This window comes from Huijunlia imazamoxiresistens (assembly GCF_037132455.1).
Classification (GTDB): domain Bacteria; phylum Bacteroidota; class Bacteroidia; order Chitinophagales; family Chitinophagaceae; genus Flavisolibacter; species Flavisolibacter imazamoxiresistens.
In genome coordinates this window covers 192,465-217,481 of the sequence record NZ_JBBBEI010000007.1, presented here as the reverse complement: position 1 = coordinate 217,481, position 25,017 = coordinate 192,465, and the positions used below count along the sequence as shown (strand labels likewise).

16 protein-coding genes and 1 tRNA gene are annotated in these 25,017 nt (G+C 57.2%); 12 read left to right on the top strand and 5 right to left on the bottom strand.

The window, feature by feature from the left end; all coding sequences use genetic code 11:
- Window positions 1-89: 89 nt before the first annotated feature.
- The 3 genes from V9K67_RS11205 (at window position 90) to V9K67_RS11195 (ending at window position 5,434) form a co-directional block, all read left to right on the top strand.
- The gene (locus V9K67_RS11205; protein WP_336722413.1) at window positions 90-2,006 is read left to right on the top strand and encodes a TonB-dependent receptor plug domain-containing protein; all 1,917 of its coding nucleotides are present in this window, start codon (window positions 90-92) and stop codon (window positions 2,004-2,006) included.
- Between the two features lie 129 nt (window positions 2,007-2,135).
- Window positions 2,136-3,662, top strand: coding sequence for an L-piperidine-6-carboxylate dehydrogenase (amaB, locus tag V9K67_RS11200; RefSeq protein ID WP_336722411.1), 1,527 nt, complete (start codon window positions 2,136-2,138; stop codon window positions 3,660-3,662).
- A 116-nt stretch (window positions 3,663-3,778) separates the two neighbouring features.
- Entirely contained in the window at window positions 3,779-5,434 is a 1,656-nt protein-coding gene (locus V9K67_RS11195; RefSeq protein WP_336722410.1) for a S8 family peptidase, read from the top strand.
- 499 nt (window positions 5,435-5,933) lie between these two features.
- On the opposite strand, the gene V9K67_RS11190 is transcribed toward V9K67_RS11195, so the two are convergent.
- Window positions 5,934-8,084, bottom strand: coding sequence for a carboxy terminal-processing peptidase (locus V9K67_RS11190; RefSeq protein ID WP_336722408.1), 2,151 nt, complete (start codon window positions 8,082-8,084; stop codon window positions 5,934-5,936).
- A 320-nt stretch (window positions 8,085-8,404) separates the two neighbouring features.
- Here V9K67_RS11190 and V9K67_RS11185 point away from each other — a divergent pair.
- The 5 genes from V9K67_RS11185 to V9K67_RS11165 all read left to right on the top strand — a co-directional run bounded on the left by V9K67_RS11185 (window position 8,405) and on the right by V9K67_RS11165 (window position 14,741).
- Window positions 8,405-8,478: transfer RNA gene (locus tag V9K67_RS11185), tRNA-His, on the top strand.
- Window positions 8,479-8,658: 180 nt separating this feature from the next.
- Window positions 8,659-11,292, top strand: coding sequence for an outer membrane beta-barrel protein (locus V9K67_RS11180; RefSeq protein ID WP_336722405.1), 2,634 nt, complete (start codon window positions 8,659-8,661; stop codon window positions 11,290-11,292).
- Between the two features lie 227 nt (window positions 11,293-11,519).
- Window positions 11,520-12,530, top strand: a complete 1,011-nt coding sequence (locus V9K67_RS11175) for a Gfo/Idh/MocA family protein (RefSeq protein WP_336722402.1) — start codon at window positions 11,520-11,522, stop codon at window positions 12,528-12,530.
- Window position 12,531: 1 nt separating this feature from the next.
- On the top strand, window positions 12,532-13,626 hold the full coding sequence (locus tag V9K67_RS11170) for a glycosyltransferase family 4 protein (protein ID WP_336722400.1): 1,095 nt from the start codon (window positions 12,532-12,534) through the stop codon (window positions 13,624-13,626).
- Window positions 13,623-14,741, top strand: coding sequence for a glycosyltransferase (locus tag V9K67_RS11165; RefSeq protein WP_336722399.1), 1,119 nt, complete (start codon window positions 13,623-13,625; stop codon window positions 14,739-14,741). Before V9K67_RS11170 ends, V9K67_RS11165 begins: the two co-directional genes overlap by 4 nt.
- Here the strand turns inward: V9K67_RS11165 and V9K67_RS11160 are convergent.
- Complete coding sequence (locus V9K67_RS11160) at window positions 14,725-15,411, bottom strand: cell division ATP-binding protein FtsE (protein WP_336722396.1); 687 nt, start codon at window positions 15,409-15,411, stop codon at window positions 14,725-14,727. The two genes, V9K67_RS11165 and V9K67_RS11160, sit on opposite strands and share 17 nt — an antisense overlap.
- A 201-nt stretch (window positions 15,412-15,612) precedes the next feature.
- Between V9K67_RS11160 and V9K67_RS11155 the strand changes: the two genes are divergently transcribed.
- Entirely contained in the window at window positions 15,613-16,359 is a 747-nt protein-coding gene (locus V9K67_RS11155) for an energy transducer TonB (RefSeq protein ID WP_336722394.1), read from the top strand.
- A 53-nt stretch (window positions 16,360-16,412) separates the two neighbouring features.
- Here the strand turns inward: V9K67_RS11155 and V9K67_RS11150 are convergent, their stop codons facing one another.
- On the bottom strand, window positions 16,413-17,597 hold the full coding sequence (locus V9K67_RS11150; protein WP_336722391.1) for an AIR synthase related protein: 1,185 nt from the start codon (window positions 17,595-17,597) through the stop codon (window positions 16,413-16,415).
- A gap of 94 nt (window positions 17,598-17,691) precedes the next feature.
- Here V9K67_RS11150 and V9K67_RS11145 point away from each other — a divergent pair, with 94 nt between their 5' ends.
- Window positions 17,692-18,612: a bifunctional riboflavin kinase/FAD synthetase gene (locus V9K67_RS11145; protein ID WP_336722389.1), complete on the top strand. Its 921-nt coding sequence runs from the start codon at window positions 17,692-17,694 to the stop codon at window positions 18,610-18,612.
- 74 nt (window positions 18,613-18,686) lie between these two features.
- On the opposite strand, the gene holA is transcribed toward V9K67_RS11145, so the two are convergent.
- Window positions 18,687-19,691: a DNA polymerase III subunit delta gene (gene holA, locus V9K67_RS11140; RefSeq protein ID WP_336722387.1), complete on the bottom strand. Its 1,005-nt coding sequence runs from the start codon at window positions 19,689-19,691 to the stop codon at window positions 18,687-18,689.
- Between the two features lie 120 nt (window positions 19,692-19,811).
- Between holA and V9K67_RS11135 the strand changes: the two genes are divergently transcribed.
- Window positions 19,812-20,789, top strand: coding sequence for a DUF8428 domain-containing protein (locus V9K67_RS11135; protein ID WP_336722385.1), 978 nt, complete (start codon window positions 19,812-19,814; stop codon window positions 20,787-20,789).
- Between the two features lie 200 nt (window positions 20,790-20,989).
- On the opposite strand, the gene V9K67_RS11130 is transcribed toward V9K67_RS11135, so the two are convergent.
- Window positions 20,990-23,869 (bottom strand): TonB-dependent receptor, encoded by a 2,880-nt coding sequence (locus V9K67_RS11130; protein ID WP_336722382.1) that lies wholly within the window; start codon window positions 23,867-23,869, stop codon window positions 20,990-20,992.
- A 192-nt stretch (window positions 23,870-24,061) separates the two neighbouring features.
- Between V9K67_RS11130 and V9K67_RS11125 the strand changes: the two genes are divergently transcribed.
- Window positions 24,062-24,991 carry a phosphoribosylaminoimidazolesuccinocarboxamide synthase gene (locus V9K67_RS11125; RefSeq protein ID WP_336722379.1) on the top strand — a complete coding sequence of 310 codons (930 nt, stop codon included), beginning with the start codon at window positions 24,062-24,064 and terminating at the stop codon, window positions 24,989-24,991.
- The last annotated feature ends 26 nt before the right edge of the window (window positions 24,992-25,017 follow it).

The window sequence follows — 25,017 nt, the reverse complement described above, 5'->3', positions numbered from 1 at the left end:
CCCCCCTCCCTAATTCCCAATGAACCAATGAACCAATGAACCAATTCCCCCGCCGCAGGCCTACTTTTGCGGCCTTAAATTGAAATAACATGCTGCGTTTACGAAACGTACTTTTAAGTGCGTCCGCCTGTGCCGCCCTTTCTGCAGGGGCACAGGATGCCCCGGTGGAACTGGACCCGGTGACGGTTTCCTCTTCCCTGAGCCCGGTGGCCGCCTCCAAAACCGGCCGGAATATCCTGGTGATCCGGGGCGAGGAAATCTCCAAGCTGCCCGTTCATTCCCTCGACGAACTGCTGCGGTACGTACCCGGCCTGGAAGTGCAGGCCCGCGGGCCCATGGGCGCCCAGAGCGACCTGGTGCTGCGGGGCAGCACCTTTCAGCAGGTACTGGTGGTGCTCGACGGCCTGCGGCTGAACGATCCCAATACCGGCCACTTCAGCTCCTATATCCCCGTGGCCCCTTCCGAGATCGAGCGCATCGAAGTGCTGAAGGGCGCCTCCTCGGCCATTTACGGGTCCGATGCGGTGGGCGGCGTCATCCACATCATCACCAAAACCTTTGCCCGGAAAACCGCCCGTAAAGAGCTGTCGATTCAGCAAACAACCGGAGAATACGGCCTGCAGAATATTTCGGCCGGCGGCTTTTACAGCAACGGCAAAACGGCCGTCAGCGCGGGCGTGCTGAGCAACAACACCAATGGGCAGCCCCAGCGCGGTACCCGGGGATTTCTGAACAACCATACGGCTTCCGTCGCTGCCAGCCACCAGCTCAGCGACAGCTGGCAACTGGCCTGGCGCAGCGCGTACGACCACCGGAACTTCAGCGCCCAGAACTTTTATACCCTTTCCGCAGCGGATACGGCCACCGAAAAAGTGCAGTCGCTCTGGAACCAGCTGCGGGCCGCCTACCAGAAGGGCCGCAACAGCTTTTCGCTCCAGGCCGGCTACAAAAAAGTGGACGACCGCTACCAGTTCAACCGGGTGACCGCTGCCAACCGGAACCGCTCGGAACTCTGGCAGGCCCTGGCGGTGTATAGCCACCAGTTTGGCGAGCAAACGACCCTGACGGGTGGCGCCCAGTTCCTCGACCGGGCGATCCGCTCCAACGACCGGGGCGACCACAGCGATCAAACCGCCGGCGCCTTTGTCCAACTGCACCAGCGCATCGGCAGCGCGCTGAACATCAGCCCGGCCCTGCGGCTCGACGGCCACGAAGGCACCGGCGCCCAGCTGGTGCCCCAGCTGAACGCCTCCTACCAGCTGGCAAAAGTGCTGTTCCGCGCCAGCGCCGGCCGGACCATCCGGTATGCCGACTTCACCGAACAGTATAACAACTACAACAAGCCGCCCTACCTGGCCCCCGGCACCCGCGTCGGCAACCCCGGCCTGGAAGCGGAACGCTCCACCAGCTACGAGGCCGGGGCCGACTGGACGCCCCTGGAGGGCCTGAAGGTGGCCACTACGGTTTTCCGCAGGGAGAATGACGGGCTGATCGACTACGTACTGACGCGCTATGCCCAGATGCCCCGCAAGGAGAACCTTCGGGATACCACCTACCTGCTGGCCAAAAACGTGTACGAGCTGACCGTAACCGGCTGGGAAACGGACGTGCACTACCACCGGAACTATGCCAACGGCCGGCAGTTGTTTGCCTCCTGTGGGTTGGTATGGATGGATGCCCAAACCACCGAAACCAACCCCTCGCTCTATATCCTGTCCGCGGCAAAGTTCCTGACCAATTTTACCGTGCGTTATTCCCTGCCTTGCGGCAGCCTGAGCGTGAACGGACTGTACAAGAAACGAGCCCGGATAGCCGGCGCAACGTTCCTGACGCCGCTTTCGGGCGACTATTTTGTCCTGAACCTGAAGGCCGAAACCTTTTTGCTGAAAGACAAGGTGAGCCTGTTCGGCGAGGCCGACAACCTGCTGGACCGCCACTATACCGACCTGCTGGGCGCCCGTATGCCCGGCCGTTGGCTGATGGGCGGACTAAAGGTATCGCTCTGATTTATTGCCCCCTTACCGCTTATCCGCAAACAAGAGCACCCGTACGGTAAGGGGTGCTTTTCTTTTGCAGGAAACCGTTACCTTTCAAGAGGAACCCTTTCACCTTCTAACCCTAAACGCTTCATCCCTATGCACGATGTGTTGAAAGAACTGCGGATACCGGCCAACAGCCACGGCGCCTCCACCGGCTTCGTTTGGCTGCCCACGAAGGGCCGGCAGCTCGCCTCCCGCTCTCCCGTCGACGGGCAGACCATCGCCACGGCCTCGCTCTGCGACGAAGAAAGTTATGATACCATCATCTCCTCGGCCCAGCAGGGCTTTCTCGAGTGGCGCACCTGGCCCTCGCCCAAACGCGGCGACGTGGTGCGGCAGATCGGCGACGCGCTGCGGCGGCACAAGGCGGCCCTGGGCCGGCTGGTGTCGTACGAAATGGGCAAAAGCCTGCAGGAAGGCCTGGGCGAGGTGCAGGAAATGATCGACATCAGCGACTTTGCCGTAGGGCTTTCACGGCAGCTGCACGGCCTTACCATGCACAGCGAGCGGCCGGGCCACCGCATGTACGAGCAGTGGCACCCGCTGGGCGTCGTGGGCATTATTTCGGCCTTCAACTTCCCCGTGGCGGTATGGAGCTGGAACGCCCTGCTGGCCCTGGTGTGCGGCGACGTCTGCGTCTGGAAGCCCTCGGAAAAAACGCCCCTCAGCGCCATCGCCTGCCAGAACCTGGTATCAGAAGTATTTCGAAAGAACGACGTGCCCGAAGGCGTCTGCAGCCTGGTGGTCGGCGAACGCGACCTGGGCGAGCGCATCGCCCACGACCGCCGCATTCCCCTGGTGTCGGCCACGGGTTCCACCCGTATGGGCAAAGCCGTAGGAGCCGCCGTGGGCGCCCGCCTCGGCCGCTCGCTGCTGGAGCTGGGCGGCAACAACGCCATCATCATCACGCCCGAGGCCGACCTGGACATTGCCGTCATCGGCTCGGTATTCGGGGCGGTAGGCACCGCCGGCCAGCGCTGCACCACCACCCGCCGCCTGATCGTTCACGAAAGCATTTACGACACCCTAAAAGAGCGGCTGGTAGCGGCCTACGGCCAGCTGCGCATCGGCAACCCGCTGGACGAAGCCAACCACGTGGGCCCGCTGATCGACAAGGAGGCCGTGGAGCACTACCTGCAGGCCCTGGACAAGTGCCGGGAAGAAGGCGGCCGCTTTGCCGTGGAAGGCGGACGGCTGCAGGGCGCCGGCTTTGACAGCGGCTGCTACGTGAAGCCGTGTATTGTAGAGGTTGAACCCCATTTGGGCATCGTGCAGCAGGAAACCTTTGCCCCTATCCTGTACCTGCTGAAATACAAAACCCTCGACGAGGCCATTGCCATCCAGAACAACGTGCCCCAGGGCCTTTCCTCCGCCATCATGACGCTGAACCTGCGGGAAGCGGAGCAGTTCCTGTCCGTGGCGGGATCCGACTGCGGCATTGCCAACGTAAACATCGGAACATCAGGGGCCGAGATCGGCGGCGCCTTCGGCGGCGAGAAGGAATCCGGCGGCGGCAGGGAAAGCGGCAGCGACGCCTGGAAGGTGTACATGCGCCGCCAGACCAACACCCTGAACTACAGCACCAAACTGCCGCTGGCACAAGGCATCAGGTTCGACCTGTAAGCCGGCCCTGGCCCGCTTTTTTTCACAAAACCCTATGATGGGTTTCGACTACTTTTACAAGAATCGGGATATCTTATTAACATAACCCAGCAATTACTCTTAACCAAATGAAGAATATGAAGCCTGCACTGAAATCCTCCCTGCTCACCCTGGCCCTTGGTTTTACCCTGGCCGCATCGGCCCAGGACGCCCAGGACGACGTACCCCGGGGATGGCACCTGAAAGACTTCCAGAAGGATGGCTACTACGGCATCAGCCTGGATAAAGCCTACGAGTTCCTGAAAAATAAGAAGAACAATACGGTGATCGTGGCGGTGATCGATTCCGGCATCGACACGACGCATGAAGACCTGAAAACCGTTCTGTGGACCAACGCCAAAGAAATCCCCGGCAACGGCGTGGACGACGACAAGAACGGCTACATCGACGACGTGCACGGCTGGAACTTCCTGGGCGGCAAGGACGGCCGCAACGTGGAAGAGGATTCGTACGAAGCGGCAAGGGTGTACCACCAGTACAAGCTGCGCTTTGGAAAAATCACCGACCCCACCGCCCTGAGCGCCGAGGACCGCAAGTCCTATAACATGTGGAAAAAGGCCGAACAGCAGGTAGTGGGCGAAGGCAAGACCAACGGCCTCGAGCTGCTGGTGATGCGCCGCAGCTACATGGCCATGACTGCCAGCGACAGCCTCCTGCGCAAGGCCATCGGCAAGGAAACCTTTACCGGCAAAGAGCTGGAAGCCTACACCCCTGCCACCGAAGAGCTGAAGCGGGCCAAATCCACCTTCCTCTACTTCTTTACGGTCAACAACATCATGGATGTAACCAACACTTCCTTCCTGGGCGACTTCAAAACCTACCTGGACAGCGAAGAGAAAAAGGCCGAGGCCGCCGAAAAGGCGCCCCGCGACTACCGTGGCGAGATCGTGAAGGACAACTACCATGACCTGAACGACCGCTACTACGGAAACAACGATATCATGGCGGGTACGCCCCTGCACGGCACCCATGTGTCGGGCATCATTGCGGCCGTTCGCAACAACGGCAAGGGCGTGGACGGCATTGCCAACAACGTCCGCATCATGTCGCTGCGGGCCGTTCCCGACGGCGATGAGCACGACAAGGACATTGCCCTGGCCATCCGCTATGCCGTGGACAACGGCGCCAAGGTAATCAACATGAGCTTTGGCAAGGGCTTTTCACCCGAGAAGAACTGGGTGGACGATGCGGTACAGTATGCCGAGGAAAAAGGCGTGCTGCTGGTGCATGCCGCCGGCAACAATTCCGACAACAGCGACAGCACCGATAACTTCCCCAACCCGAGCAATATCAATAACGGTAAACGAGCCTCCAACTGGCTGACCGTAGGCGCCAGCGGCGATCCGAAAGCCGGGGGCCTGGTGGCGTATTTCTCCAACTTCGGCAAGAACGAAGTGGATGTGTTTGCTCCCGGCGTGAAGATCTATTCAACCGTGCCCACGAAGAACCAGTACCTCAACGAGGACGGCACGTCCATGGCCTCTCCCGTGGTAGCCGGCGTAGCGGCGCTGATCCTCTCCTACTACCCCGACCTGACCCCTCACCAGGTGAAGACCATTATCGAGAACAGCTCGGTAAAGCCTACGGTGCAATTTAAAGGTCCGGGCGAAGAAGGCACCAACGTAAAGCTGTCCGATATCAGCCGGTCCGGCGGTATTGTGAACGCGTTTGAAGCCATCAAGCTGGCCGATTCCATCAGTAAGGCCAACGGCAAAAAACCCCAAAAGCGATAATCTTTTAAACAACCAGTTTTCAACAATTTTCACTAGCAAACCCCGGTTACCAGCCGGGGTTTTTTGTTAGACCTTACCCCGGCCGCGCCAAGGCGCGTCCCACCTTCTCCAAATGGATAGGGAATGCGCAGCTCCGCGGAAGCACCTGCTTTAATAAGCCAGGTGACGGCCAATTGAGCTGTCATGCCGAACGCAGTGAGGCATCCCGTCGGTAACGCAAGGCTGATTCAGTATAAGGAGTTGTGTCCTTTTCTTGCAGAAGGCTTTTCAGGCATCCACGGGATGCCTCACTGCGTTCGGCATGACCGCTTGAAAATCGCAGGTTTCCCTATGGTCATGGATAACAGAATAACTTATTGAATACATTTCCGATCATTTGGAGAGGGGTGGTTTCGTCTCGCCCCAGGCGAGACGAAACCGGGGTGAGGTCTTCCGTCAACTCATAAAAAAACCAGGCGTAGCGCCTGGTCTTTTTGTATGAAAATATCCTTTGCAATTATTAATAACCCTGGACGGCGGTTGCCTCTTTCTTGGGCTGGCCCTTGGCCAGGGCGATCTGGGTTTCGATATCGCTGACCACTTTTACGGCCTGGTCGAGGTAGATATCGGTGCTCAGGTTCTTCAGCCACTGGTTGTAGCGCTCGGCCTTGTCCTTGTCGGCGGTATACCGCTCTTTATCGGTTTCCATGAACGACACGGACAACGGGCTCTTCAGCTTCATCAGGGTGTCGAGCTGTTTTACGGTATTCCGCAGCACCACCTGCTCCTTGCGGAACTTGTCGATCTGCAGGGAATATTCCTTGTCGTTCAGCTTCGACAGGGCTTCGGTGCTCTGCCGGATAGACTGGAAGATCGGGTTGGTGGCGATCCGCTTGGTGCTGATGTTCTTGACTGTCTGCATGTCGTAGCCACCGTTCCAGGTTTTGTAGGGAGCCTTGGAGATCTCATCCCAGGGCAGTGCCGCCGGGTTATCCTTCTCGCGGAACTTCAGGTACTCGTACTGGTCGGGGATCACTACGTCGGGGATTACGCCCTTCAGCTGGGTGGAACCGCCGTTGATGCGATAGAATTTTTGAAGGGTCAGCTTCAGCGAGCCCATTTCCGAGTTGGTCGACATAAAATTCTCGGGATCCAGGCCGATGCTGCGCTGCACGGTACCCTTGCCGTAGGTGCTGGTGCTGCCGATGACCACGCCCCTGCCATAATCCTGGATGGCGGCGGCAAAGATCTCGGAGGCGGAGGCGCTGAACTCGTTGACCATAACGGCCAGCGGTCCGTCGTAGAGCACGCTTCCGTCTTTATCCCGCATCACGGTGGGTTTGCCCTGGCGGTCTTTTACCTGTACGATCGGGCCTTCGTCAATGAACAGGCCGGCAATCTGCACTACGTCGTAGAGCGAGCCGCCGCCGTTGTTGCGCAGGTCGATCACGATGCCGTCTACTTTTTCCTGTTTCAGCTTGATCACTTCCTTGGCCACATCCACGCCGCTGCGGCTGCCGGAGGGGTCGTCGAAGTTGGCGTAGAACTCGGGCAGGAAGATATAGCCAATACGGCTGTTGCCCTGCTGCACTACGGCGCTGCGGGCAAAGGTTTCGTCCTGCACGATCTTATCGCGGATGAGCGAAATGGTCTTCAGCGTACCGTCTTTCTTTTTCAGCGTCAGGCGCACTTCGGTGCCTTTTTTACCACGGATCAGTTTTACGGCATCCTCCACGGTATAGCCGGTCAGCTCCACGGGAGTTTCGGCGCCCTGGGCCACTTTCATGATGAGGTCGCCTACTTCCAGCTGGCCGGACTTCCAGGCCGGGCTGCCGGTGAGCAGGGTATTGATCTTGATGTTGCCGTCGTCATTGGTCAGCGAAGCGCCGATACCATAGAACTGGCCGCTCAGCTGCTCGTCGAAATAACGCTTATCTGCCGGCGGGAAGAATTCGGTATACGGGTCCATCAGGTTGGTAATGGTATTGACAAAAACCGCGAACTTCTCGTCGTCGTTGAATTTAAAGCGGTAGCGGTCGAAGGTGCGGTTCATAATTTTGAGCACCTTGTCGCGGGCTTCCTTTTCCAGGGCCGCGTCGGTCTTAACCACGAAGCTGTCCTTGCCCTTGTTCTTTTCGCGGATATCCTGCAGCTCCACGTAGCGGTCCAGCGTCAGGTATTTCAGGCGCTTGCGCCAGGTTTCGCGGTATTGCTGCTGGTTGGAAGCAAAATCCTGTTTCTTGGAATCGGCGGCGAAGGATTCGTCCACCGTAAAGTCGAAGGGTTTGGCCAGGATGTCTTTGTAAATAAGGCTGGCGTCTTCCACTCTTTTATTAAACAGCTTCCCGGCTTCCATGAAGAATTCCACGGGTGCCCCTTTGATCTCGTCGTCGATCTTCGTCTCGAATTTTTTCAGCGCCTGCACATCCTGTTGCATCAGGATATCCTTATCGGGATTGAGTTCTTCAAGATATTTCGAAAAAACGGTCTTGGAGAAATTGTCGTTGAAATCTTTGGGACTGTAGTGGCCCTGCATCAACATTTCGCCGACACTTTGCAGGATGCGCTCGTATTTGGTGGGGGGTGGAACTTTGCCGGTAGTGCCCAGGGTACGGAACGTCACAAAAATTCCGGCCGTGAGCATTAACAGCAACAAGGGAAGTCTTTTCATACTAAACAGGTATTTAATAATTGCCATAGGCTTATCTATCAAAAATAGGGCAAAAAAAGGGGGATTTCCGTCATGAAGGTCATTATAACAAACGTTTTTGTGCAGCGGCAGAAGGAAAGGGATAACCGGCAGGATACAAGGAGCGATGCCGGGGCAGGCAGCACCCAAACTGCGGCTGTCCAAACAATGTTGGTGGCCGGGCGAAACCGGCGCCCTGAAATGCAAAATTGCGTGCGTAAAAAAAAATAAAAAAGTTTTTGGAGGTTTCAACCCTGCCCCCTACTTTTGCATCCTGTTCGACACACAGTAAGAATAACACGGTGATTGTAGCTCAGCTGGTTAGAGCACCAGATTGTGGTTCTGGGGGTCGCCGGTTCGAACCCGGTCAGTCACCCGAAAAAGCCTGGAGAAATCCAGGCTTTTTCTTTTACCCCCCTCCTAGTCAAATCTACCTAACTGCCTGTTATTCATTGTTAATTATGGTTAACGGTCCCCAACCAAGCAGGGCAATGTGCGTACCTTGCACCGGTACTTATTTCTAATTGGAAATAAACCTGTCAGACAAACATTGTGTATGAGAAAATTCTTCGCTTTTTGTGTTCTTTTTTTGCTGTGTACGGCTTCCTTTGCCCAGCAGCCCGGTGGTAACCGCGGCGGGCGGGCCGGCGGACAAATGCCCCAGGGGCGCTTGTATGGAAAAGTAGTGGATGCCTCCAATAAAGGTATCGAAGCCGTTTCGGTCACCCTGGTCCGCAAGCAAATGGATTCGGTTACCAAGCAAACCAAGGATGCAGTGGTCGGCGGCATGCTCACCACCTCGAAAGGCGATTTCAGCGTGGAAAACGTTCCGGTGATGGGCAGGTACTTCCTAAAAATTTCCGGTATCGGCTATAAAACATACGAACAGCCCGTAGGCTTCCAGCTGCCCAACCGCAACGGCGGCGGCGACCCTGGCGCCCTGATGGGTGCCCTGGACAAAGACCTGGGCAACATCAAACTCGAAATCGACGGCAAGCTCCTGGGCAACGTTACCGTTACCGCCTCCAAGCCGAGTATGACCATGGGCATCGACCGCAAAGTGTTTAACGTAGAGCAGAACCTGGTTTCGGCCGGCGGCTCCGCCGTGGACGTGCTGAAGAACGTGCCCTCCGTAGCCGTGGACATCGACGGCAACGTGAGCCTGCGCAACTCCTCGCCTACGGTGTTCGTAGACGGTCGCCCCACCAACCTCACCCTCGACCAGATCCCCTCCGACGCCATCGAAAGCATCGAAGTGATCACCAACCCCTCGGCCAAGTACGACGCCAGCGGCGGCACTGCCGGCATCCTCAATATCGTGCTGAAGAAGAACAAGCGCGTGGGCTATAGCGGCAACCTCCGCACCAACCTCGACTCCCGCGGACGCGTGGGCGGCGGCATCAACCTGAACGTGCGCCAGAACAAGGTGAACTTCTTTGCCATGGGCAACTACAACCAGCGCAAGTCGAAAGGCTCCGGCACCACCGACCGTACCACCATCTTCAATGATACCACCACGAAGATCAACCAGCAGGACCGCAGCACCATGACCGGCGGCTTCGGCTTCGGCCGGGCAGGCTTCGACTATTTCATCGACAACCGCAATACCCTGACCATCAGCGGATCGATGATGCGCGGCGAAATGAAACCCGAGAACAGCAGCGACATTTACACCGATGCCTTCAAGACGTTCTCCACGAAAGACGACTCCCTGCTGTGGCAGCAGACCGACAACCGCCTCACCAACGGGCATAACATCTTCCGCAACATGGGCGCACAGGCAGGCTTCAAGCACAACTTCCCGAAAACCGGCCACGAGTGGACGGCGGACCTTACCTACCAAAAAGGGAAAAACGAAAACAACAGCCTGATTAGGACCCTCACCAATAATACCAACGGCAAGAACGGCCTCTCCTCCCTGCAACAGGAAGGCGCCGGCGACAACGACAACATCATCGTTCAAACCGACTACACCAACCCCCTGACCGAGAATGCAAAACTGGAAATGGGCGCCCGCGCTTCGGTGCGTACCGTCAACAGCGCCACCAATTATTTCAACGTAGATCAGGCGGGCAACCGGTTTCCCCGGGCGAATCAGAATATCGACTACAACAGCCGTGACCGCGTGTATGCGGCCTATGCCAACTTTGCCAACCGCATCAAGAACTTCGGCTACCAGTTAGGCCTGCGGGCGGAAAGCTCGAACTACGAAGGCGAAGTGGTGAGCCGGAAAAGCGAGTTCAAGATCGACTTCCCCCTCAGCCTCTTCCCCAGCCTGTTCCTGTCGCAAAAGCTGAATGAAAGCGGCGACGAGATGCAGTTCAACTACAGCCGGCGCATCAACCGCCCGGGTTTTTGGCAACTGTTTCCCTTTTATGACCTGACCGACTCGCTGAACATCAGCCGCGGTAACGAGGCCCTGCGTCCCGAATTCACCAACTCCTTCGAATTGTCGTATGCCAAGACCTTCAAGAACCGCGACAACCTGCTGGCATCGCTTTACTTCAAGAACACTACCGACCTGATCACCCGCATCCAGACCAAGGAGTTCGTGGAAGCGATCGATACCTCGGCTTACGTGCTGACCTACACCAACGCCAACAGCAGCTATGTGACCGGCCTGGAACTGACCTCCCGCAACAAGGTGACCAAGTGGTGGGAAGTGACCACCAACGCCAACTTCTTCACCTCGAAGATCGACCTGGAAGAAGAACAGGACCCCGACCAGTTCCTGAGCTACTTCGTGCGCCTGAACAACAACATCAAGCTGCCCAAGAATTTTTCCGTACAGCTCTCCGGCAACTACAACTCGAAAAGACAGGTAGTGGGCGGCAGCAACTTCGGCGGCGGCGGCGGTGGCCGTATGGGCGGCGGCGGCTTCGGCGGCGGTTCTTCCGCCCGTGGCTTTATCCGTCCGCAGTACGACGTGGATGCAGCCCTTCGCTTCGACTTCCTGAAAGAAAAGGCCGCATCCATCACCTTAAGCGTGAACGACCTGTTCAAGACCCGCAAGTTCGACTCCTTCTCCGAAGGCATCGGCTTCACCCAGAACTCCCTGCGCATCCGCGACCAGCAGATCTTCCGACTGAACTTCAACTGGCGCTTCGGCAAGTTCGACGCCAGCCTGTTCAAACGCAAGAACAACAAGGCCGACAACGGCGACGGCGGCATGGAAGGCGCAGGATTCTAACAGACAATAAACAATAGGCAAAGAAGGAAGAGGAGCCTGTTGTTTTAATAGAAGTTCCACCAGAGCTTCACCCCACCAACCAGAAAACCCGAAACCAGGGTATTACCAAAGGAAGTCAATTGAAAAAATTGGCTTCCTTTTTTTATGACCTTTCCCTTGCTTATTGCCTATTGCCCATTGCCAATTGCTGATTGCCTATTGCCAATTGCCGTACTTTTGGCGCCGCTATGTATACGTTTGCGCTTATTGGCTGTGGCAGGATTGCCCGAAGACATGCGGAGAACATCCGGAAGGTGGGAAAGCTGCAGGCGGTCTGTGATACCGACCCGCAAAAGGCCGGTGAATTCGCCCGCCTGTACGGCGCCAACGCCTACAGCTCTTTAGAAGATCTATTAAGCCATGAAACGACCATTGACATCGTCAGCATCTGCACGCCCAACGGCCTGCATGCCGAACACAGCATAGCCGCACTGCGCGCCGGCAGGCACGTGCTCTGCGAAAAGCCGCTTTGCCTGTCCACCGCCTCGGCCCGGCAAATGATCGATGCGGCGGCAGCAGCGGACTGCAAGCTTTATGTGGTGAAACAAAACCGCTACAACCCCGCCGTTCGCTACGTAAAAGAACTGCTGGAGCAAAATGGGCTGGGCACTATCCTGAGCTTTGAAGTGAACTGCTTCTGGAACCGCCCGCAGGCCTATTACCCCGGCGACTGGCGCGGCACCAGGGACCTCGACGGCGGCCTGCTGTTTACCCAGTTCAGCCACTTCATCGACATCCTGTACTGGTTCCTGGGCGACGTGGCCGCCGCCACGGGTTACCGCAAGAACTTCCACCTGCGCCAGCACCTGCAGTTTGAAGACACGGGCGTGGCCCTGCTGCACCTGGAAAACGGCGCCATCGGCACGCTCCACTACACCATCAACGCCTTTGAAAAAAACCTGGAAGGTTCCCTCACCCTCATCGGTGAAAAAGGCTCCGTCAAGATCGGCGGCCAGTACCTGAACACCCTCGAATGGGACACTACCGGCAGGGGCGGATCGATCCTGGAAGGACAGCCCTCCAAAGCCGCCAACGACTACGGCTTTTATACCGGCTCCATGAGCAACCACGACAAGGTGTACGAAGACCTGGTGCGGGCACTGAACCACCACGACCATAACCTGCTGGAAGCCACCGAAGGGGCTAAAACGGTAGAAATCATCGAAAAGATCTATGGCGCCACCCTTGAATGCTCCTGACATGAAACGCATCGTCTGTACCGTTACCAACGACCTCCATTACGACCAGCGCATGATCCGCATCTGCAGCTCGCTGGCCGTCGCCGGCTACGACGTGCTGCTGGTGGGCCGCAAGCTGAAAAGCTCTCCCCCGCTTTCCAATAAGCCGTTCCGGCAAAAACGGTTGTCGTGCTTTTTTGAAAAGGGCTTTCTCTTTTATGCCGAATACAACCTTCGGTTGTTGGTTTACCTGTTGTTCCGCAAATGGGATCTTATTTGCGCCATCGACCTCGATACCATCACCCCCTGCCTGCTGGCTTCCGCCCTCAAGGGTACGCGCCGCCTGTACGACGCCCACGAACTTTTTTGTGAGATGAAGGAAGTGGTGAGCCGCCCCCTGGTGCACCGGTTCTGGAAGGCTATCGAACGGAAGACCGTTCCGCGCTTCCGCAACGGCTATACGGTGAACACGCCCATCCGCGACATTTTTCAAAAAGATTACGGCGTGCGGTACGAAGTGATCCGCAACATCCCGCCGCTCCGCCCCGGCCCGCAGGCAATGACGGAACCGGAAAACTTTATCATCTACCAGGGAGCCGTAAACGAAGGCCGCAGCTTTGAAACGCTGATACCGGCCTTTCAATGGATCGACGTGCCCCTGCACATTTACGGCGACGGCAATTTTATGGAAGAAGCAAGGCGGCTGGTAGCCCTCCACGGCCTGCAGCAGAAAGTAATTTTTAAAGGAAAAAGAAGCCCGGACGAACTCAGGACCATCACGCCCAAAGCGCTGATGGGCGTGACGCTGTTTGAGAACCGGGGTCTGAATAATTACCTGTCGCTGGGCAACCGTTTTTTCGACTACCTGCATGCCGGCATTCCCCAAATTTGCGTGGATTACCCCGCCTACCGGGAGCTCAACCAAACCTACCGCATGGCCGTGCTGGTCCACGACCTTTCGCCCCGGGCGCTGGCCGGCAGCATCAACGCCCTCCTGGGCGACAAAGCCCTCCAAAAAGAAATCCGGCAAAACTGCATCGCCGCCCGGAAAGAGCTGAACTGGCAGGCCGAGGAAAAAAGGCTGCTGGCCCTGTACGCCCAAATCTTTGCGTCATGAGCCGGACCGTGCACGTGGTCTGCCTCGATGCCCCCGCCCCGCCCGACTACGGCGGCGCCCAAGACATGTACCACAAGGTAGTGGCACTGGCAGAAGCGGGCTGCGCCGTGCACCTGCACTATTTTGCCTACCGGCCCGGCCGGGATGCCGCCCCCCTGGCACCTTATTGCCGGCAAATCACCGCCTACCCGCGCCGTACCGGTCCCGGCGGCCTTTCGCCCCGCCTGCCCTATATCGTTTCCTCCCGCATCAACGCCCAGCTGGTCCAAAACCTGAACCGTGACGACCATCCCCTCCTGCTCGAAGGGCTGCACTGCACCGGCCTCCTGCCCTTCCTGGAAAACCGGCAGCGCCCCATCGTGGTACGGATGCACAACGACGAGGAACGGTACTACCATTTCCTGGCAAAAGCCGAACAAAACCCGTTGAAAAAGTTGTACTACAGTTGGGAAAGCCGGCGGCTGAAAGCGTACCAGCAGCGGCTGGACCCGGCGCTGACCTATGCCTGCCTGTCGCAGCGGGATGTTCAGACCTTCCGTGAAACATATGGATTGCCGCATACGGTGTTCCTTCCGAGCTTCCTGCCCTGGCAAACCGTCAGCGGTCCCGAAGGCCGGGGCGCCTACTGCCTGTACCACGGCAACCTGGAGGTGGCCGAAAACGAAAAGGCCGCGGCCTGGCTGGTGGAAGAAGTATTTTCGAAGATGGAGCTGCCCCTGGTCATCGCCGGCAAAGGGGCAGGCCATCGCCTGCAGCGGCTGGTGCGGCCGCACCGCCACCTCCGCCTGGTGCGGGATCCTTCGGACAGCGAGCTGGAAACGCTGCTTCGCGACGCCCACCTCCACGTGCTGCCCTCGTTCAACGAAACGGGAGTAAAGCTAAAGCTGCTGCACGCCCTGTATTCGGGAAAGTTCTGCCTGACCAACGAGGCCGGGGCCGCCGGCAGCGGGCTGGAGGGCGGCCTGGACATTTTCCGGGACGCCCCCTCCTGCATCGAACAGGTGCAGCAGTTGTGGGCCCGTCCCTTTACGGGCACGGAAAAAGCCCAAAGGGCCACCTTGCTGGCCCTGTACCACAACGGGACAAATGCCGGAAAGCTTATTGGATTATGGTAGCGTTGTCGAGCAGGCGGCCTCTTTCGGTCCGCACCATGCGGGCGGGGAATTTCTGGATCACGATATAGTCGTGGGTGGCCATGACCACGGTGGTGCCGTAGTCGCGGGAGATCTGGAACAGCAGCTGCATGATCTCGTCGGAGGTTTCGGGGTCGAGGTTGCCGGTAGGTTCGTCGGCAAGGATCAGCTTGGGAGAGTTCAGCAGGGCGCGGGCAATGTCCACCCGCTGTTGTTCGCCGCCGCTCAGCTCGAAGGGCATTTTAAAGCCTTTGGACTTGAGGCCCACCTTATCCAGCACGTCGGCGATCTTTTCGTTCATCAGCTTTTCGTCCTTCCAGCCGGTGGCCTTCAGCACGAACTTGAGGTTGTTGTTCACATTGCGGTCGGTCAGCAATTGGAAATCCTGGAACACCACGCCCAGCGTGCGGCGCAGGTAAGGAACGGTTTTCCAGGTCAGTTTCTTCAGGTCAAAGCCGGCAACGGTGGCCTCGCCATCCTTCAGGGGCAGCTCGCCGTACAGGGTTTTCAGCAGGCTGGATTTGCCGGTACCGGTTTTTCCCACCAGGTAAACAAATTCGCCCCTGTTCACCGTCAGCTCCACATCCTGCAACACGAGGTTGTCGCCCTGGTAAATATTCGCTTGCTTAATATCAATGATTGCTTCAGCCATGCCCTGTAACATTTTGTGCAAAATAAAACAAGAAACGAAAAGCCGGCCGTTTTATTTGCCGAAAACGAAAAGCCAACTGCCGATTAATGAATACTTTTAACCCCTCGTTCCGGCTGCCCGCAAACAAAAGCGGCCGGAACCCGAATGAAAATGAAACAGCCGCCGCTCCCCTTTTTCCAGGGGTTTTCCAATAAAGCTCCTATGTGTAAACAACCCACCAGACGTTCCCCTGTTTTCCGGGGCCTTTCCGCCCTGCTGCTCCCCGCCCTTTCCGCCCTGGCGCTGACCGCCCGGGCAGCCGGCCCTGCACCGGCCCCCGCCCTGCCCCTGCATCAAATGCACCAGGCAGCGCCCGATACGTCGGGCAAAAACTTTTTGCTGGTGATCGACGGGGTGGTCAAGGGAAGGCAGCAGGACCTGAAAGCGGTGGACAGCCTGGTCAAGCCCGAAGAGATCAAGGCCATTAACGTGCTGAAGGGAGCGGCCGCCCTGGAAAAATACGGCGAGCAGGGCCGAGAGGGTGTTTTGGAGATCACCACCAAACATGCCCCCCCGACGGCAGCTGCCGATGCGGGCGGTGAGGCCCCGGATCCCCTCATTTTTGAAAAGGTGGAACAGCAGGCCCAGTTCCCCGGCGGACAGAAAGCCTGGTCCTCCTTTTTACAAAATCACCTGAAGGCCGCCACCCCGGCGCTGCAGGGAGCCCCTGCCGGCATTTATACCGTAGCGGTCCGCTTCGTGGTGCACCGCGACGGCGCCCTGTCGGGCTTCGAAACCCTTACAAAGCCCGGCTTTGGCGCCGAAGAAGAGGCGCTGCGGGTGATGAAGCTCTCCCCCTCCTGGCGGCCCGCCGTCCAGAACGGCCGCCGGGTATCCTCCTTCCAGACCCAGTCCATCACCTTCGTGGTCGGCAGCAAGAAGCCTGTAAAAAAGACGGCACGGCATTAAGGCGGGCAAAAAAATGGCCTCCAGTTTCCTGAAGGCCATTTGCTGTTTAAATCCTATTCGTATTTTATTTCCGCGCCATTTACTTTCAGCACCAGCTCCTGGCGGTCGCTTTCCTCCACCCTTCCGATCACCTGGGCGTCGATGCCGAAATTTTTGGCAATGCTTACCAGGCTGTCGGCAGCCTTTTCATGGGTATACAGCTCCAGGCGGCAGCCCATGTTGAACACCTGGTACATTTCGCGGTCGTCGGCGCCGCTGTTCCGCTGCATCAGGTGGAAGATCTCGGGGGCGGCAAAGAGGTTGTCCTTCACGATCCGTACATTCTCCGGCACGTACTTCATGCACTTGGTCTGGCCGCCGCCGCTGCAGTGGATCATGCCGTAGATATCGTCGAAATGTTCGGTCAGCACCTTTTTGGCCACCGGCAGGAAGGTGCGGGTGGGCGACAGCAGCAGCTTGCCCACGGTGGTCTGGAACGACTGGTTGCGGAAATTCACCGCTATCGGGTCGGTCAGGTCGTTTTTGCCAATGTACACCACTTCGTCCGCCAGCGAGGGGTCGAAGGACTCGGGAAATTCGTTCTTGTATTTCTTTGCCAGGGAGTCGTGGCGGGCGCTGGTCAGGCCGTTGGAGGCGATACCGCTGTTGTATTCGCTTTCATAGATGGACTGCCCGAAGGAGGCCAGTCCCACGATCACGTTGCCGGCTTTGATCTTTTCGTTGGTAATGAGCTTTTCTTTTGGCCAGCGGGCGGTCATGGTGCCGTTCACCGCCACGGTGCGTACCACGTCGCCCACGTCGGCGGTCTCGCCGCCCATGAAGGTGAGCTGCACGCCTTGCTGCGCCACGTTATCGAAAAACTCCTGGGTGCCTTCGATCAGGGCCTGCAGCACCTCGCCGGGGATCAGGCTTTTGTTGCGGTCGATGGAGGAGGAAAACAGCAGCTTGTCGTGGATGCCCACGCAGATCATATCATCCGTATTCATGACGATGGCGTCCTGGGCAATGCCCTTCCAGACCGAAACGTCGCCGGTCTGCTTCCAGTACAGGTAGGCCAGGATGCTCTTGGTGCCGGCGCCATCGGCATGCATTACGTTCACCCATGCCTCGTCCTCGCCCAGCACATCTGGATAAATCTTACAAAATGCTTTTGGATACAAGCCTTTGTCAATGTTTTTGGTGGCGGCATGCACTTCTTCCTTCTGAGCCGACACTCCCCGTTTTGCATAAAGAGACATGAGTGTAACGATTTTAAGGCTGCAAAGCTAAGTTTTAGTTTGTAGTTTCAAACTACAAACCATAAACTACAAACTCCCTTATCTTAGCGGCAGTATGCAAGTCCATCGCAGTTTAGCGTCGTTACCTTCTTTCCGGAACGCGGTCATTACCATCGGCACCTTCGACGGGGTCCACCTGGGCCACCAGAAGATCATTGCGGCCCTCCTGGAGGAGGCCCGCCGGGTACAGGGCGAATCGGTGATCATTACCTTTCATCCCCACCCCCGCAAAGTAGTGCACCCCGACCAGAGCCTGCAACTGATCAATTCTCTGGAGGAGCGGATCGAGCTGCTGCAGCAAAAGGGCCTCGACCACCTGGTGATCGTTCCCTTTACCAAGGAATATTCGGAGCAGAGTGCTGAAACCTATATTGAAAAGTTCCTGATCGCCCATTTCCGCCCCCATACCATCATCATCGGCTACGACCACCACTTCGGAAAAAACCGGACGGGGAACTTCCGGCTGCTGGAAGAAAAGGCGCCCACCTTCGGCTACCACCTCCAGGAAGTGCCCAAGCACATCCTGGACGAGATCGGCATCAGCTCCACCAAGATCCGGGCGGCCCTGCACCACAGCCAGGTGGAAACGGCCGGCAAGCTGCTGGGCTACGACTTTTTCTTTGAAGGCCGCGTCGTACCCGGCGACAAGCTGGGCCGCCAGCTGGGCTACCCCACCGCCAACCTCGAATATACCGATGCCGATAAGATCCGCCTGGGCGAAGGGGTTTATGCCGTTTACGTCACCCTTGGAGGCACCCAATACAAGGGCATGATGAGCATTGGCAAACGCCCCACGCTGAATGATACGGTGGAAAAAGTGGAAGTCAACCTCTTCGACTTCGAAGGCGACCTCTACGGCCAAATCCTCCGGGTAACGGTAAAAAAATACCTCCGCGGCCAGGAAAAATACCACTCCCTCGAAGCCCTTACCGCGCAAATTTCTCAGGACAAGCTTGATAGTCTGGCTGTGCTTTAAAAAGTTTACGAGTTTACGGGTTTACGAGTTCCTGACGGGCGCCAGCAACTCGTAAACTTGTAGACTCGTAAACTCTAAATCCCGCTCATCATCTTCACCACCATCTCCTTCAACAGTAAGTGATCGTCCGTGCCGGCGTCGTTGATGCCGAGGCTTTTCAGGTTGTACTGGTGTAAGAGCAGCAGGTTGCGCTCCACGCCCTGGGGGCCGTAGCGCTGTGCTGCCTGCAGGTAATCTTTCATAAAGAAGGGATGTACACCGATGGCCTGGGCAATGCTCTTTTCGTCGCGGGCCGGAACGCCAAACGTCATCAGTACTTTACTGAAATACGTATACAGGGAAGGAAAGATCAGTTGCAAGGGACCCGCCTTGGGATTGCTGCCGAAATACTGCACGATGCGCATGGCCTTGTACAGGTCGCGGGCGCCCATGGCCTGCTGCAGTTCAAAAACGTTAAATTCCTTGCTGATGCCCACGTAGCGCTCGATATCATCTTCGGTAATGTTCTTGCGGTCGGCCAGGTTCAGGGCCAGCTTATCGATCTCGTTGTTCAGGCGGCTCAGGTCGTTGCCGATATGGTCGATCAGCAGGAAGAGGGCCTTGCTGGTGAGGGTAAAGCCTTTGGAGGCCGCCAGCTGCTGGGTGAAGTCGGGCAACTCGTTCTCGTACAGCTTTTTGGTGGTCAGCACCACGCCTTTTTCTTTCAGGTACTTGCCCAGCTTGGTGCGGCCGTCCAGCTTCTTGCCCTTGTAGGCGATAAACAGCAGGGTCGAGGAAAGGGGTTTATCCACATACACCTCCAGCTTTTCAATATTCCGCATGGCCTGGGCTTCCTTCAGGATCACCACCTGGCGTTCGGAAAACATAGGGTAGCGCCGGCAGGCATTGACCACTTCGGTCCATTCGGCATCCTTCCCGTAAAAGACGGTCAGGTTAAAGCCGGCTTCCGCTTCGCTCAGAATTTCGTTCTCGGCATACTGCACCACCTTATCGATGTAGTACTCCTCCTCTCCTTCCAGCAAATACACCGGTTTGTATATTTTCTTCTTTAACTCGGCGAGAATTTTTTCTGCAGACATAGATTTTTATAAAATTGACGAAATAGACGATTACCTTTCTGGCACGGTTTTCGGTTAACGTAGCGCGAATTCAGCAAGGAAAGAAAAAAAATTTACTCTAACTAACTAAATCATCTGATAATGGCAAACACAAACTACCCGTCTGCAAATCCGCAGAGCTCTGAACCCCGGAACAACAACACCAAAAATATCCTCATTGGTGTTTTAGCGGCAGGTCTTTTAGGTACATGGGGCTATGTTCTGTATGACAAAAACCAGACTGGCGAACAGATCCAGCTGTCGCAGACACAGGCCAACACTGCCATGTCCTCCCGTGACTCCGTACAATTACTGTACAACGACGCCCTTACCCGCCTGGATTCCATCACCGGCAACAACAACAACCTGCAGGGACAGTTAAGCGACCGGCAATCAGAAATCGGAAAACTGAAAAGCGAAATTAACAGCATTCTCCGGAAGAAAAACGCCTCCCAGGCCGAACTGGCAAGAGCCAAATCGCTGATCGCCGAAATGAACGGCAAGATCGAAAACCTGGAAATGGAAGTTGCCCGCCTGACCGGTGAAAACCAGCAGCTGGCCAGCGCCAACACCCAGCTTGCCTCCGAGAAAACCGTGCTCGAATCGAACCTCCAAACCACTACTTCTGAAAAAGAAGAACTGGCTTCCACCGTGGACGTAGCCTCCACCTTCTCCGCTTCCAACTTCGCCATCAAACCGATCGACGAAAGAAGAAGAGGCAAGGAAAGAGAAACCACCAAGGCCAAACGTGTGGACAAGCTGCTGATCTCTTTTGACGTGGAAAACCGTATTGCCCGCAGCGGTCCCGCCGACATGTACGTGATCGTAACCGCTCCCAACGGACAGGTGATCTCCGACCCCTCCCTGGGTTCCGGCACCCTGACCACCCGCCAGGAAGGCGACAAGCCCTTTACTTTTAAAACTACCCTGAACTACGAACAAGGTACCCGCAAAACCGTGCAGGTTCCCCTGAAACAGGATGACTTCCAGACCGGCGACTACAAGATCGAAATCTATCAAAACGGTTTCAAGATCGGTGAAGGCGTTCGCGCTCTGAGAAAAGGCGGCATCTTCGGCTAATAGCTTTTAACGCAGAGTACCCAATAAAAAAAAGTCCCGGTTCTGATGAACCGGGACTTTTTTTTGTTTACGAGTTTACAAGTTTACGAGTTGGCGTAACTCCGGAGGGGAAAGCCTGAAGGAGGGCCAAACTACAAAAGTCTTGAAGACTTTTGTAGTTTCTTCGATCTTCCATGGAACTCGCAAACCCGTAAACTTCTTCAAAAAACATTATAACCTACAGAGGCATAATACAACCCTCCGACATAGGGCGAGCCGAAGCCGGTGCGCTGGTAGTTGTTCAGGAGGTTGGTGCCGCCCAGGCGGAAGAGGACTTTGGATTGGGGCAGCTTGAAGGATACCTGGGCGTCCAGCCAGCCGAAGGAGGGCAGGGTGCCGGAAACGAAGGTGCCTTCATACTGGTTTTCATCCTGCCATTTGTACACCAGGTTCACGCCAATGTTTTTATAAATGTTCTCGTTGCGCAGGCCCGCGTTGAAGCGGTATTTGGGCGCATTGAAGAAGGTGGCGTAGCCGGCCGGCACATCGCGCAGCCTGTCGGAGTAGACGTTGCCCGACAGGATAAATTGCTGCGGCAGCTGGTACTCGAGGCTGGCGCCCCAGCCATAGGTTTTCACATTCTGCTCGCTGTTTTGCGGATAGGCAAAGTTGTTGGTGGTGGCCGGGTTGAGCAGGGCGGCAGGCTGGCCGGTCTGGGCCTGGCCTACGGCGATCACGCCGATAAAGTCCACGTTCACGCTGTAATAACCATAAGCGTCCAGCAGCAGCTTGTCGCCGATCAGGCCCTTGTAACCGGCTTCATAGGTGGTCACGGTTTCGGGCTTCATCTCCTTATAGGTATACTGCTTCAGGGCGGCGGCGTTGCCAGTGCGGCGGAAGGTATCGATGCTTTCCGCGGTGTAGCCCTTGTTGGTGTTCAGGTTGTAGTAGTCCTGGAATTCGGGCAGCCCGCCGATCAGCGTTACCGAGCTGGTGGCCAGGTTGATGTACTGGTCGCGGTTGGTGGGGAAGCGGTAGCCTACCTGGTAGGAGAAGCGGAGGTTGTTGTCCTTCGCCACCTTCACCACGGCGGTCAGGCGGGGGGTAAAGCGGCCCTTGAAATTGGTATGCTTGTCGTAGCGGCCGGCGGCGGTCAGGGTCAGCACGTCGCTGAACAGCTTTTTGCGCAGCTGCAGGTAGCCGCCGTATTCGTGGATACCGATCTTGCCGGCGGTATCGGCGAACAGGGTGCCTTGCGAATTCAGCACGTAGTTCTTCCATTGCACGCCCCCCAGCACATCGAGGAGGGACGAAAAGTTAAAGGCTTCCGAAAAGTTCAGCTGCGCCTCGGCGGCCCACAGGTCCGACTTGTCCAGGAAGCGGGCGCCATTGGGAATGGGCACTTTTTTCAGGGAGTCGGCGATCTGGTTGAAGCGGTCGGTTCCCGGCGTTACCCGGCCCTGGTCGGCATAGGTGCGGGCGGCGGCATGGGCCTGCGCCTCGGTCTGGCCGGCAGCACGGGCGGCAACGAAAGCGCCTGTGTATTGCGGGTACCAGGCGGTGCTTCCCTTCCAGGCTTCATTGACCAGGCGGCCCAGGGCGGTGGCGTTGTACGAGTCGCCGGCATTTTCCTGGGTGGTGTAGCCGCGGACAAACCAGTTGGTCGCCTTCAGCTCCAGCTTGTGCTGGGATATTCTGAAATTATTCAGCGAATAGCGGTCGGTACCGGTATACACGGTGGTGCCGGTGCCCAGGTAGGAGTTGAAGGAAGCTTCGAGGTTGGGATTGATCTTGTAAAAGATGCCGGCGGTGCCCTTGACGTTCAGGGTGCCGTAGTCCACCAGGTCCCTTTCGGCATAGCCGGTGCGGGAAACGTTCTGGTTGGGAATGATGCCGTTGCGCAGCCCGAAATAAAAAGGAACCAGGTTGGTGACGGCGGGGCGCAGCGGGGCCGGCAGCGAGTTGATGAACGCGCCTACCTGGGCCGGGGTGGCGTTGGCGGGCAGCTGGCCGTTCATCAGGGCCACGATGTCGGGACCGCCCTGGGCCAGGATCCCCTGCCTCGTCTGCTCCCGTACCGCCATGGCTACGGCGGACATGTTGGCGGAGGTTTCATCGCCGTAGATATTCACGCCATCGAAGTTGGGGTCGGTCTGGCGGTTGCCGTCCTTGATGTTGCTGATGATGTTGGCGCGGCGTACGTTGCTGCTGTCGTAGGCCTGCCAGTCGTCGGCCTTGACGAATTCACCGGCGATCTTGAAGGCGAACTTGTCCTTGAAGGCCCGGGCGTAGCGGATGGAGGCGTTATAAAAAGGCGTGGCGCCCTTGCCCGAGGGGTCGTTCAGGTGCATGACGCCCTGTTTCACCTGGGCGCTCAGGCCCTGGTATTTAAAGGGGTTTTTACTGTTGATAAGCAGGGTGCCGTTCATGCCGCCCGACCCGTAGAGGGCGGAGGAGGCGCCTGCCAGCAGTTCCACGTTGTCGGCGTCCAGCTCGGTCAGGCCGGCAATGTTGCCTACGGCAAAGTTCAGCCCCGGCGCCTGGTTGTCCATGCCGTCCACCAGTTGGTTCAGGCGGTTGTTGCCGCTGACGATAAAGCCGCGGGTGGTAACGGTGCGGAAGGTAAGGCTGGCGGTATGCATGTCCACCCCTTTGAGGTTGGCGATGCCTTCGTAATAGGTGGGGGCCGGCAGGTTGCGCAGGGCGGGACCGCTCATGCGTTCCACCGTTACCGGCGATTCCAGGGCCCGCTCCATGCTGCGGCTGGCGGCCACGATCACTTCCTGGCCCAGCGAAAAGCCCGGCTCCAGCTCCACGGACAGGGAGGCGTCGGAAGTCACCACCACTTCCTTGGTTTCGTAGCCCACGGAGGAAAACACCAGCGTTACCGGCAGGGCGGACGCCTGAACGGAGAAGGCGCCTTTTTCATTGGAAAAGGTGCCGTTGCTGCCGCCTTTGACGACAATGGAAATGGCCGGAACGGATTCATGCGTGGAACGGTTGGTGACCGTGCCGGTTATGCGGACCGCCTGTGCATGCGCGCTAACAGAAATAAGCGAGCCGACAAGCAGGGTCGCCAGGGTGCGTAGATTTTTTCCCATGGAATTCGGTTTAATGAATAAGTCGATTAATGTAAAAGTTAATTCCAAAAGCAATGTTAAAATAATTGAATAAATCCAACAGAAAAATTTCACCTGTTCGCTATGACGCCCAAATCCCCCATGAACCCATGCACCAATTGCCGAATTGCCGGTTCCTCCCCACGGTTTTCTTATTTTATCCTACTTTCGGGCATGTCTTCATTTCAATTTCCCGGTCAACTCAATTTTTACCAGGGTAAGGTACGCGACGTGTACACCCTGCCCAACGACCTGTTGGTGATGGTTGCCTCCAACCGCATTTCCGCTTTCGACGTGATCCTTCCGCGGCCGATCCCCTACAAGGGACAGGTGCTGAACCAGATCGCCGCCTACATGCTGCACCACACCCGGGACATTTGTCCCAACTGGCTGCTCGACGTGCCGGCGCCCAATGCCTCCATCGGCTACAGGTGCGAACCCTTCAAAGTGGAAGTGGTGGTACGCGGCAGCCTCTGCGGCCATGCCTGGCGTACCTACAGCAGCGGCCAGCGCTTCCTTTGCGGCGAGCTGATGCCCGACGGCCTGAAAGAAAACGACTTCTTCCCCCAGCCCATCATCACCCCTACCACCAAAGCCTCTGAAGGCCACGACGAAGACATCAGCGTGGCGCAGATCCTCGAACAGGGACTGGTGAGCGAAGCCGAATGGAAGCAGATCGAAAGCTATGCCCTGGCCCTGTTTGCCAAAGGGCGCGAAATGGCGGCCCGCCAGGGCCTGATCCTCGCCGATACCAAGTACGAATTCGGCAAGCGCTACGACGCCATCGTGCTGATGGACGAGATCCATACCCCCGACTCCTCGCGTTATTTCTATGCCGACGGCTTCGAAGAGCGCCAGCAAACGGGCGAAAAGCAAAAGCAGCTGAGCAAGGAGTTCGTACGGGAATGGCTGATCGAAAATGAATTCATGGGCAAGGAAGGACAAGTCGTTCCGGAAATGACCGACGAATGGGTGAACACCATTTCGAAACGCTACATCGAGCTGTACGAGCGCGTAGTGGGCGAACCGTTCCGCCCCGAAGACCTGGACGACCAGGAAACCGTGGCACGGATCAATGCCGCAGTTGATAAATATTTAAAGTGAGGATTTAACACATATGTGCGATCTTC